Source organism: Serratia sp. Ser99 (genome assembly GCF_024519545.1).
In the GTDB taxonomy this organism is placed as follows: domain Bacteria; phylum Pseudomonadota; class Gammaproteobacteria; order Enterobacterales; family Enterobacteriaceae; genus Serratia; species Serratia liquefaciens.
On the sequence record NZ_JALJRT010000006.1, the window covers coordinates 247,267 to 259,117 of the forward strand.

The following is an 11,851-nucleotide window of genomic DNA, read 5'->3' on the forward strand; positions in this document are numbered from 1 at the left end:
GTAGCCTTTCCTTGGATTACTGTGCTGAGTTGCTAAAGCAAGTCAGATAGAAAACCCTTAATCAATTCCGATAGGAATCCATGATGCGGTGCCTGCGGCGTCCCGATGACCATAGCACGATCCAGCCCGCTGTTGAGTGTTTCGCATGCTGTTTCCGGCAATAGTACACAGGCATGGCAGGCTGCTTTGTTGACCCGTCGCGAACCCGTCCCACCCAAATCCTCTGAACAGACAGGATCAGCAGAACACCAAGACGCACGGGAAATGGCCCTAAGAACCATCGGCTCGAAAAGCTCAGTCCGGCCGATACGAACCAGCCCCCCCAGACTACCTTCCGAATCTCCGGCTGCAGTGTAAATGAGGAAGGATGCCATTGGTGCATCTGGATCGTTAGATACAAAGATGCGTTCTTTCAGCGAGGCTGAGGAGTAACCACATTCAAACACCATCTGATTGATCATGATGTGAGCCAAGGTGTGAACCAGAAGATATCGGGCAGCCCATTGCGACGTAACGTAATTACTCTGGAGCGGTGGCATCAGGTTTTTCTCGTCAGCCATGCGTGCCACAAACGCCTGATCCAGCCGATGTGCAAGCCACTCAGCATTCTCTGCAAGCCAATTGCTGATGGCGCCCTCATCCAACTCGACGAAAATACCTTCACCATAATTCTTGATAGCAGGCAGCCACTGGGATTCTGGTGCCGGCGGGTGAAGGAAAAGCTGGTTCATAGCTGAGTCCGGCATGCTAGCCAACGGCTCCCTTTCCCGTATAAGTCTGTCAAAGCCACAAAAAACCCGGGTTTCCCGCAGCTTTTCAACCAGATTGATCCGCCCGAACCAAGATTTCAGCCCAAGCGGAACCAAGCTTGGAATTACCCTTAGTTCGTTGTCTACTCCGAGGGCTACTTCATTGCGCAGTACGTTGTACTCGGCTCGACGGTATTTCTGAGACTCTGATTCTGCCATTACAGGCTGAGGGCCTCCATCTGCCAGCAAGCTGCCTTGGTTGAGAGCGTCCATGGCCCGCATTATCAACGCGTCATCAGGCAGGCTGGGGTAATAGGGGAGCAGGATCTCATGGAGCTTTTTTAGTGCTTCCGAGATAATTCCGAGCTGGATAAATAGCTTTACGACGCTTAAATCCAGATCATCATTTCTCAGTATCTTCTGAATGTCAGTAACGCATTGTTCGCTGCTCATATTCGGCAGATAGATTGAAGACAGCACTTTTCCAAAATAGATGTTCGACTGGTTGATCAGCACTGCAACAGGGGGTTCTTGGCATGGCTGAGCTGCCAAGCCCAACCAAGGACGCTCACCACTACAGAAGATCCCTGCCGACTTAAGTCCGGATTTATCGATTTTGCCACTGTCTGGATCGCGAACCATGCTCATTGCTCCCGCCAAGGTTTTCCATTTCTTGCATATCGAGCAGGTGACTTTAACGGACCTCAGGTCTGGGCCGCCGGAATCCTTAAGCACCAGTCCGCTATCCCCTGGGCAGGTACATCCACACCAAGCTTTCCATGGGAAATCTGCAATATGCCCTTGGCTGCAGACGCTGATGAAACGCACGGGGCGCCAATTTGGTTTTTTGTCATTTGGGAGCGGGGTAAGTTTCCGGGTTTCTAGGCTGAAACGGCGCATTTTTCCGCTGTAGCTGTCGACATACCAAGTAGGAAAGCGGTGAGTCTGGATTTCCAGCCCCGATAGCCCTGGATTCTGGTCGTCACGGCAGTATTCTGGCGGCTGGCGGAATTGTGGAACCTGAAGCAGAGCAGATAGTCGAGGCTCGTCAATCACATGCCTGCGCATGGCGGCCTCATCCACCGTCCACTTGCCTTTCTCATCCATCTGTTTATGCCAGAAGTCTAGCCCGCAGATTATATTAGGTACACCGTTCTTGTCGGTATAGATGCTCCCCGGCCCGAAGGGGACAATCAATTGCCCCAGCCGAATGTCACTGGCCATGCTCTGTATGCTCCTCGCCTAAATAGTTGCTGCTGATTGCTGCCCGGGCAGTGCCGTCAACATTGCGCATGCTGCTGAGAACCCGCATCCCTTTTCGTTTCTGCTCCCTAGTCGCGAACTCACCTGTCCATAGCATCAGATACTCTCCATCTTTCTTTTGCGGGTACTCCCACCACTGTTGTGGATTGGTTTTCCACTTATTGAGGAGTTCACTGTGTACTTTGCGCATGGCTTCGCATACTCGATCCAATTCATCTGGTTGAACCTCCATGATGGCTCCGCATCGTTCAAGCAGCAGCTCAAGCGCCTCGTTCAAATAGTCGGCATAGTCGCCGAAGGCCTCACCAGGCGAGCTGGCACCATGCCGCTGCCGTGCCCAGAGCAGCATTACTCCTGCCAGTGCGCGCTCCACTGCTTCAACCGAAAATGGTGTAGCCGAAGTCGGCTCGACCCGCTCATAGAGACGGCGGTGATAACTATGAAACTGCTCAAAGTGCGAGCGGTCGCGACTCTTCCCCGGGTTGAACATGCTCAGAATCAGTCCAGGACGTTCCCACCAGCGCCGTCCTACCCGGCCTGTCACCTGAATGTACTGAGCGGTTGACTTGGGCTGACCGACAACAGCCATCAACGCTAGCCGGTCGATATCCACTCCAACTTCGATGATATTGGACGCAAGACAGGCATCCAAGCTGTCCTTGGCATCCCAAGGGAGCGCCAACCGATCCATTAACTCAACCAGCTGTGCCTGACTCTGACGACTGGTCAACTCTTCCACAGTATTGAGGTAGCGTTGAGGGCCGCCTTTGAGCCCATAACGCGATGAATAGTCCTTTAGACGCGCAGCAATGTCAGACTGGAACAGGGTCTGGGCACCACCCAGCTCACGCAAGCTGTTGTAGAACGCCAGCAGGGTCCACCATGCATCTTTCTTGTTGTCATCGAACATCCACGCTCTGAACAACACAGTCGAAAATGCACGGACCTGAGTTGTCAGGAAAGACCGATAACCGCTGGCGTGAATTCCTAGGTAGAGTCGGCCTTGTTTCAGCTGTCCATCTTTGTCCTTGGCGTAACGGCCGAAAAACGAGTCGCCCATCTCCAGCCCTGGGCTGGGAAACAGCTGCAGCTTCTCACGGGCATAGACAGTACGTACCTGCTCTGCCGCCCCCCGAATGGTGGCGGTCGAGGCGATTATCTTGGGCTTTATCAGATAACGCCTGTTCTTTGCGCTGCAAAGCTGCTCGATCACCCCCTCATATAACCCATAGATCGTACCCAAAGGCCCTGAAATCAGGTGAAACTCATCTTGGATCACCAATCCTGGGGGGCGTCTGACAGGAATCACTTCTCCCTCTTTGCCATGATCCAAGCCAAACAGTGCGCCGGTTTCCGGCTTCCAGGCCATCATTGCGAACTTGTCAGCGGTCCCGATGAACATGGATGGTGGATCTTTGTAGATGGCTTCGTCGATAACCTCGACAGGTAGCCTGCTGCGTTCGCCACCATATTCACATCCAGTGTCAGAGCACATCAGGTACGGCTGCCTTCCACCGACCAGCCCAGCGAGATTGCTGTTCTTGTTCTTCTTGCCTTTACTGGACGAGGCTTGAGTCAACCGGCCGATTGTGCTCCGGCACCAAGGGCACTCCGTCAAGACTAACGGATTTCCTGTCACATCTCCGGAGTCATATTTGCGGACCGCTTTGCTGGCATCAGCCCATTTATTTGGTGAACCATCACCACCAACCCAGAGTCCAAGTGTGAAGCAGGAGGTCCCTAGCGAGGGGCTGGCGGCCTCCTTTTCCCGGCGTACTCTGATTTGTTCCATAGCGCAGATCAGGCTGGCAGCACGCTGGAATTGCTGTGTGGTCAGCATCCGCAAGGTGTAACGCATGAATACATTGGTGCCATCACGACGCAGTTCATCATCTACGCGCGAAATCAAGCGTTGGTGGAACATGTAGAAAGCGGCGACTGCGAGATAGGCTTCGGTCTTGCCTCCGCCTGTGGGGAACCAGATCAGGTCGACGATTTCCCGGTCATCACAACGTTCCTCAACCAGTCCGGCGATACTCATAAGCAAGAACGCTGCCTGGAAGGCTCGCCATTTGCCGACACCCTGTTTTTCGGAACCATCAATCCACACCTCCCATGGTGTGCGTGGCTGTCCTTCAGGTACCTCCTCAGCAACCACATAGTTGTTGAGGAGGACTAGCGGGCGACGAGAGATCTGTTTGGACGCTACCTGCTGGAGCAGCATTGCCTGATTGGCCAGACGAAATGCCTCTAGTGCAGTGGTGTCGGTTTGCAGGATCGCAATGCCGTGTCTGATGCGCTTGAGGCTTTGGCGGCAGTCTTCCAGATGGCTTGTGGCTACATCACGCAACTGGGGCGATAGCTTCTCGCTGCCTGCCTCGCGAGCATCAATCCAAGCAGCATACTCTTGCACGAGACTATCGAGTGGTGCCCAGTCCTGAGCGCCCGGGGCAAAGGTTGTAAGCCCCGACAGATCACGCATAGATAGGGTGACAGGGTCTCCCTCGCGGTCCGTGATGTCAGGAGTCATACTCGGCAGTTCCACGGCCGGCATCACATCCGCGAAAATAGCATCCGGTACTCCCCCTTCGACAAGATCCCATCCCGCCGCACAACCGTGTCCGATCGCCCAAGTAGCTTGGTCACGGTACAGCAGGGAGAGCGTTTTCTCGTCATCATCGAGCTGTTCGAACGGCCTGACTCCTTCAGGGTAACGGCTAAAGACTGCACCGCCCTGCACCCGCACCTGGAAGTACGCCTGAAAGAGGATGCTTCGGATCTGATCTGCTTTGCTCTTGGCCACTTGGGCATCCTGTTGGTTGCGCAGTACGCATGTGACAATCCACTTGCCATGCATGCGTCGTGGAAAAACTTGGATCTGTAAAGCAAGCCCCCCAGGCAAGCTCAGGCTCCTTGACTCGGTTTTTCCGGGCTTTAGGCTAGCCAACAGAAATCGTTCACACGTAGCAACAGTTGTAGCCGGCACACGCCGCCACGCCTCCGCACGATGTTCACCATTCTCCTTGCTCGTTACTTTAATACAGGGTTCATACCTTCCGTTGACTGGGAACGCGGCGGCCTCTGGTAGCTGCCAAAAGAACTTTTTAGCAGCGGGAAGCGATACGACAAATTCGCCTTCACTCTCCTCCAGGCAGAAGCTAATACCCATGACCGAGGGTTGGTACATATCGTCACTGCCAACCTCGAAATCATCGTCATCCGCCTCAGTGCCACCTCCCTCTGAAGCTGGGTCACCGCTGGTAAACATTGCAGGCAACGTCGACACTTCCGGATTGGAGACCACTGCCAGCACTGTCTCAGTCAATGCGTTCTCTCCATTCTCACCGTCGTTTATTAGCCCAGCGGATGATCCAGGGTCCGCATGATCGTCAATTACCATCCCCTGCATATATTTACGTGGGTACAAAAGGCCCGCGCCATAACGTTGCATAGGCGTTTCGCCATTGTAGTGGACGATTTCCTGCAGAACATCGCTGTCTCCGCATTGGTAGTAAAGGGGCCCGAACTCTTCCCCGGAAAGCCGGAAGCTGCCTTGTGCATCAATAGTAACCATTCCGAAGGTTGTAACGGTTTCGATGACGCGCGAGGGCCCCACCAGCTCTCCACGAAGAGACTCGATTTCTGCAGATCGTTCCTTATTCATACTTTTTACCTGGCACTTGTCACCCATTCAGCTAGCTGTGATGCACCTGATGCATGACAAAATAGATGGAGCCGCTCTTGGGTCCGGGTGATTCCCGTATAAAAGCGGTTGCGATCAAACCCACTATCAGAAGGAATTACATCAGTGATGATGATGACCTTGTTCTCCAGCCCCTTGTAGGCTGGAACAGTGGAGTAGCGTATACCCTTGGTGCTCGAATTTCCGACGGAGACGAATGCGCGGTTGCAGGCCTCGCGAAGCAATGGGAGCACTGAGCGACGTTCAGACCCGAAGGAAAGCACCGTAATGTCGGCCTCCCGGAATCCGCTGGCCAAAGCTGAATCTATACATATCATTATCTTGCGGATTTGATCCGCTGCGTCCTTGTACAGCTCAAGGTTCCATGCATTCAGGCCGCCCCCCTGTCGTAGGTAACCGGAGTAGGTGCTCCTGTCTGCCTGAGAGAGCTTCATTGCGAACTGGCCAACGGTCTTGTAGTTGCGACAGTTTTCCGTAAGTACCCAGCGGGCTGAACTCTTCCGCACGGTAGCTAGGGGGACCTCCAGTGCCGTTGCTCCTGTCAGTACCTGATTGCGGAAGTCACCTAACATAAGGAAGCGGCCGCCATCTAGGTCACCATCTATAAGCAGACGGAGGCAGTCCAACAGGTCTGGGCGCCCGAGAATATCCTGCGCCTCGTCGATGACCAGATAGTCGAACCGAGCATCATGCGCACAAGATGGATCCGTGAGGCGGTCTTGAACCTCCAGCGCTACGCTGGACCAGAAATCATCGTTTGGATTTTCCGGCACACTTACCCCAGTAAGGGACATCAACACGCTTAAGGCAGAGCCCCCGACCAAAAGCGGGTTGTGTTCTTCCTCTAGCTGACTGGCAGCCCATTGACCGATCAACCTGTTAAAACAGAGATAACCTACCCTTAGACCTTGAGCCGCCTTGAGCCGAGCCACGCTAATACCTATTAGTGACTTACCGGTTCCTGCCCCCCCTTCAACTAGCACCCTCGGGTTGTAATCCGTCAAACGAAGCACCGGGTATTGTTGATCGCGCAATAGCTTCTCAAGCTCCTCCTCGCGATAGCGAATTTCGGTGAATTTTTCCGGCCGGCGTGTACGGATGGGGAAGCAGAAACTGACGAAATCTTCTACCTGCGACCCTGACAGTGGTGCCTTCAGCAGGGCGATCATTGGATCCGCATAGATGATCCGCAGGGCCATTTTTTTAAGAGCTTCACACAGCGCATCGCCCGTTGTACAGGCATCGAACCGGTAACGGTCCATCACCTCGTATGGACTAACCGACAGATTGGGCGGCACGGTAAAATCTGCCCGAGGGAAAACACAGCAGTGAATCACTGGGACTTGAGAAAAGATCGCTAACCGCTCCACCAGCCGACGACGCAGAACATAACGAGCATCCTGTGCTTGGCGGAACGGCGATTTTGTAATGCTTTTTGGGTACCAGTGATCGCCGTCGAAGCCAATCTCTCGATGCGATTTGACCTCAATGCAGAGAATGCCAACGTCGGGAATCACAATCACAAAGTCAAGTTCGGTGCGCCTGTTATGGTTGCTCGGTGCCAGATCCAGCGAATGGATAACGGTCCAGTTGCACCGGGCACTTTCGAGTTTCCGGTAAAGGTCAATCTCACCGGGCGGTGAAGTCTCGTCGATAAATCCGGGAATCATACGCACAAATGCTCGCCTCCTAAGCCTGCGCGATACCGTTCAGCAATCGGCAGCTTGAGCAGTTTTTCCAGCACCTCTGCCGGAGCAGCAAAGTCCGGCGAAATACTAATCACAGGTTTAAATAACACGCTGCCGGTCAGGCCACTTTCCGGCTCAAGCCGGTGAGGATATACATATACTAACGAGAGCATACTGCGAATAGCAGGCAATTCTCTACGCAGCTCCGCAGTTAGTTGTTCGTTTACAATGGCATGCTCAACCGCTCCATGTTGTATCGCGTTAACCCGAGAGGCCTCGACCTCTCTCCACGCCCGACGCCATCCAGGAACAGTTCTGCCATTAACCACCATCGGTGGAATAAGATCCGGATCAAGTACCTTTATCAGCAATGCTTCGAAATGCCTCTTACGCAGCGGCGCCGGAATCACAGTACCATTGCTTTCTTTCCATTTGTGGACCGCACGATGCAGATCTTGGAGATCAATGCCAGCTTGCTGCATTTTCTGAAGACATATATTGGGATGTCGTTTCCAAGCATCAGCCAGCGCCTTTTTCCAGAGGGCAGCCAGCGGCGCTTTAGAGGCATCGACACTAACCTCACCAAGGTCAGCATCAGCATCGTGAATCAGCAGGTAATCATCTGCTTCTACTTCATTAATCTGTCTGTAGCCAATGGCCTCAATGTCGGTGCGATGGGGACTGAATACCAGCAAGCGGGACCCCGGACGAAGAAGCACTCCGTACTCAGCTGGAAACTCCACTAGCACACATCGATGCAAGGCTTTGCCCGTGGACGTCTTATTGTCAAGGTACACAAGATCATCAACTTGTTCAGCCGTAGGAGGCACAGTCATCGTTCTGGGATTCTCGCTGACGGTAGTCCGAACTGAACGCAGGCTGGCCAGATAGTTGTAGGTGGGCAGTACCGGATCATCGGCAAATCCTTCCTCATCTGCCAGCCCTGACCAAACAAAGCGGACCAGCCGACGGTATGATGGGGAAGTAATTAATGCCTCCGGCGCACTGCCGAAGCCACGCGTGCGCAAAGGTCCGAATCGGATCAACGCATCTGCCGGAGGGATCTTGCGGTACTCTGCAAGTGTGCTTACGAATCCCCCATCATTGAGGTCCACCAACCCTTCGAGCAGCTTGCGAAAAAGGTCGCGTTCTTTGGGATGGCACCAAATCCTGACGTTGTCTTTCCCATATTCGTACTTAAGTTCGATGAATAACCGGACGAACTCCGCATTAAGTACAGAGCCCTCCTCAGCGTAACAGGTGATCAGGTCTTTCAGGAGCTCGACGGTTTGTACGGCATGCGCCCCCCACTGCCGGCGAATCTGCGCTGCATCGGCAAGGCCACAGCGGGGAAAGAGGCCAATATCGGGTATCAAAGGTGACGTCAGCCACTTCTGCATCTCGAAGCGAAGCAGCAGGGCCGACTCGTTCACGTCAGGGCCGCTATCTAGCTGGTAAAGTGCTGAATAAAGTATCCGCATATGGTGGCGGATCGCGGAAAAAAGCGGAGACTCGCCAATAAAGAGCTCTTGGAACGGCGGATTACTATCTAGAAACTGCAAGCGCGCGGTTGTCGGGATAATCATGGTCACATCCTTCGTTGCAGCACGCGCAGCTGCATTCCGGTTTGCATTTCACCCAACAGACAATTGCTGGCGTCCCTATCTTTGTAGTAGCGGCTGATATTATTCAACCAGTCCTTGAGCTGGAGGATCGACTCGACAGATGCATCACGGTTGCAGACACCAATGATGTCGCTCGAAGGGAACAGTTTCTCCGCACAGAGCAGCGCCGATATGCCATCGGCCACCACTAACCAGGCCGCATGTATGGCCTCGTCTTGATGCACTCTCTCGTTGAGGAAGCGAAGGCGCCGTATGTATTGCCGCTCAGTGTGATGCAGAGTCAGCAGATCGCCCAGCGAAAATCTGCGGTCAGCTGTTGCGAAACCCGCAGAATAAAGCTTCTGCATATAACTGGAGTCACGCGCCCCCCCCTGCCCAACCAAGACTAGGCCATCATAGGACTGACGCAGATTTGCTTCCAAGATAGGGCCGACGCATCCCGGGAGATCGCGATACTCGGAGTATTCCAGCCCCTTCCCGTCATGAGGTAACTGCGGCAAGGGGCAATCGCGCAACTGCCAGCGGATGGCGTTGCCACGCATGATGTAACAGGTGCAGACCCCGTGCGGATTAGGGATGCTTTTGCCCTTCCTTTTGACAAAAGGCCGGTATGTAGCTTTCTCGAGAACAATGGCATCTAACTCGCCATTAAAGGCAACAAAACGCCAGCGAGTATCGTCAACGGAGTCACGCACATCCCACGAGAGCTCTTCAGGATGGGCCCCGCATCGCACCTTCGCGGCAATACGCTCGTGGCATGTTCGCAGCAGAAAATCGAAGTGCATATCCACGTGGTTTGCCGTCGTACGCTCCAGATCATTCCGCAGGGCGCCCAGAGCGATAAGACCAGCAGCCTCCGACTCGCACGGCATAGACAACAGACCGATCCGGCGAGCATTACCGCAACCTAGGTTCCACCGATAGCCCAGACTTAGAGCAGTAGCAGCCCATGTAGGGACCTCGTCATAAAACGTATCCACTTCAAAATATTGCATCTAAGCAATCCCGAGGCTACAGGTATCCTAAATAAATTGAGACTCGATTAAATCACTCCAACAGGTAAATGAAAATCTCAAATAACGTGGTTTCTCGGATATCTTGTTAAATTTGTTGGGCTTGGTCATTTTTGCAACGATGTAATGGGCATCTGCCACAATCTAGCCAGCATCATACTTCTAACTGCTGCCTTTAACTTGGGAGAGCATCACATTACTAAAAACCTATTTATAAAAAACCTGATTAATAAAGGTTGGAGATATGGTAATACCCGTTTACTACACAGTGATGCTCGCAGGGTTTGCTTCTGGCACATAGCAACCTGTTAACCCAGAGTATTGTTTATCAGGTGTTATCAAATTCCCGTGCAAAGGCGCTGACACTGATCCCGGTGTTTATACGTATAATCACAGTAAGTTGCTGTTCTTCATTCAGTGCTGAAGGACGACCAAATCGCTTTCCAGCTGTTTTGCCCTCGCAATACCTGAGTGCGTGCGCTCAAGCAACAGATCCCGCTCAAATTCTGCGACAGCAGAAATCACCGACATCATAGTGAAAAGTAACTCAATAATCGGTTCAAGTCGGCATTTTGCCTTTTTGGGGCTGACTGTTCACGGTAAGTGACCAGTCAGGGCAAACTCATCACCGACTAATAACCAGTTAATGTATTGTTTTAAAACAACTAAAACAAAAAGTGAACAGTGTGACCAGTTTTTCTATAAATCTTTTTTTTCTGAGTGAGATGACGGATTGCATCTATCATGGGGCAGAGCCAAAAACAGACTCATTTAAGGGGTAACCACTAAGATGGAAACGACCAAGAAAATAATTATGGAAGGATTAGAGCGGCATGGTTTAAGCAAACTCCCCGGCCGCCCTTATGACTGTTCCTTCGAATTACTGGCCGCCAAGCCAGCAAGAAAGCGTTTAATCATGGTTGGGTTCAATGGTTCATCTGCGGATGACGGTTTTACAAATGCTGAAGCAGTGATAAGCGGCTTTAATTCACCTTATTTCTCTAATGTTCAGGCCGGTACTGAAGGTGAATGGGGTATAAAACATTTGGCAAACCGCCTGCAATCAATCCCTGAGCAGCTAGGCTTTAGATGGCAAGATACTGTCTACACCAACGCACTACTCATGTGCTCTAAAGATGCCCTGTCGCTCAAAAAAAGTGCTCAAGAGAGCGCAATTGGCAGTTTGGATCGACTGATTGAAAAATCGATGGGTTTCTTTGAAAACGTTACCGTCCCCCTATGCAAACCTGAGCTAATTATTGCTTACAGTAACGGAATGAATTCCCACTCAGCAGCTCGCTTGCTATTAAAAGCATTCGGCGATGTTGATGAACCCGAGTACATAAGCCGAAACCGCTACTACTCCACGTTCTGCTTTACGGCACGGTTTAAGCAATTCGATGTGCCTGTGGTAGGTATCCGCCACATGTCGCGCTTCAAACCTGATGTGCAGCTCATCAAACAAGCATGGGAAAAAAGGCGCTAACTGCTGATACCAGATTCTAGAATCACCCTCTAAATCGGTGTCACTTTCCTGCATTGGTATACGTTTAGGTATACCCAACAAATCTGAACTCATTTTTTATCAATGATTACAACAAACTAATCGATTTATTCAGATTCCCCCAGCTCCACCAAATAGGTCACCGGTGACCCCAGATAGATCCGGTGGCAATAACGAAAAAGCCCGCAATTCACGTTGCGGGCTTTTTTGTGTCTGTAGTAGTCCAAGAATATCCGGCTAAATCCGGGGGTTTATTGGCATACATTCAGGTATACGTTAAAAGGTATGCCATAAACGTATACCAAT

At 52.2% G+C, this 11,851-nt stretch carries 6 protein-coding genes and 1 pseudogene; 1 reads left to right on the top strand and 6 read right to left on the bottom strand.

Translation table 11 applies throughout. From position 1 onward, the window contains the following. Positions 1 to 32: 32 nt before the first annotated feature. The 6 genes and pseudogenes from drmB to NR114_RS14520 form a co-directional block, all read right to left on the bottom strand. Positions 33 to 1,973 (bottom strand): DUF1998 domain-containing protein, encoded by a 1,941-nt coding sequence (gene drmB, locus NR114_RS14495; protein WP_234530428.1) that lies wholly within the window; start codon positions 1,971 to 1,973, stop codon positions 33 to 35. After that, positions 1,963 to 5,676 carry a helicase-related protein gene (locus NR114_RS14500; protein ID WP_234530427.1) on the bottom strand — a complete coding sequence of 1,238 codons (3,714 nt, stop codon included), beginning with the start codon at positions 5,674 to 5,676 and terminating at the stop codon, positions 1,963 to 1,965. The genes drmB and NR114_RS14500 overlap by 11 nt, the downstream gene beginning before the upstream one ends. A 5-nt stretch (positions 5,677 to 5,681) precedes the next feature. Continuing rightward, positions 5,682 to 7,385: a nuclease-related domain-containing DEAD/DEAH box helicase gene (locus NR114_RS14505; RefSeq protein WP_256814419.1), complete on the bottom strand. Its 1,704-nt coding sequence runs from the start codon at positions 7,383 to 7,385 to the stop codon at positions 5,682 to 5,684. Continuing rightward, positions 7,382 to 8,989: a hypothetical protein gene (locus NR114_RS14510; RefSeq protein WP_234530426.1), complete on the bottom strand. Its 1,608-nt coding sequence runs from the start codon at positions 8,987 to 8,989 to the stop codon at positions 7,382 to 7,384. The genes NR114_RS14505 and NR114_RS14510 overlap by 4 nt, the downstream gene beginning before the upstream one ends. Before the next feature lie 2 nt (positions 8,990 to 8,991). Then, positions 8,992 to 10,023 carry a hypothetical protein gene (locus NR114_RS14515; RefSeq protein ID WP_234530425.1) on the bottom strand — a complete coding sequence of 344 codons (1,032 nt, stop codon included), beginning with the start codon at positions 10,021 to 10,023 and terminating at the stop codon, positions 8,992 to 8,994. 346 nt (positions 10,024 to 10,369) lie between these two features. After that, positions 10,370 to 10,572 (bottom strand): annotated as a pseudogene (locus NR114_RS14520) (helix-turn-helix domain-containing protein); the annotation flags it as partial. 259 nt (positions 10,573 to 10,831) lie between these two features. On the opposite strand from NR114_RS14520, the gene NR114_RS14525 reads away from it, so the two are divergent. Beyond that, the gene (locus NR114_RS14525) at positions 10,832 to 11,527 is read left to right on the top strand and encodes a hypothetical protein (protein WP_234530424.1); all 696 of its coding nucleotides are present in this window, start codon (positions 10,832 to 10,834) and stop codon (positions 11,525 to 11,527) included. Positions 11,528 to 11,851: the final 324 nt, after the last annotated feature.